The sequence below is a fragment of the Enterobacter sp. ENT02 genome (assembly GCF_019219165.1).
GTDB lineage: Bacteria > Pseudomonadota > Gammaproteobacteria > Enterobacterales > Enterobacteriaceae > Enterobacter > Enterobacter mori.
This window is the reverse complement of the sequence record NZ_JAHUWD010000050.1, coordinates 1-234: the sequence shown is the minus strand read 5'-3', so window position 1 is coordinate 234 and position 234 is coordinate 1. Positions and strand designations below refer to the sequence as shown.

At 48.7% G+C, this 234-nt stretch carries 1 rRNA gene; it reads left to right on the top strand.

Going from position 1 to position 234, the window contains the following annotated elements:
- Positions 1-52 precede the first annotated feature (52 nt).
- A 16S ribosomal RNA gene (locus tag KW829_RS23105) occupies positions 53-234 on the top strand; the annotation flags it as partial.

Genomic DNA, 234 nt, shown 5'->3' with positions numbered 1-234 from the left:
TGAGTGAACATACGTAATTCATTACGAAGTTTAATTCACGAGCATCAAACTTAAATTGAAGAGTTTGATCATGGCTCAGATTGAACGCTGGCGGCAGGCCTAACACATGCAAGTCGAGCGGCAGCGGGAAGTAGCTTGCTACTTTGCCGGCGAGCGGCGGACGGGTGAGTAATGTCTGGGAAACTGCCTGATGGAGGGGGATAACTACTGGAAACGGTAGCTAATACCGCATAA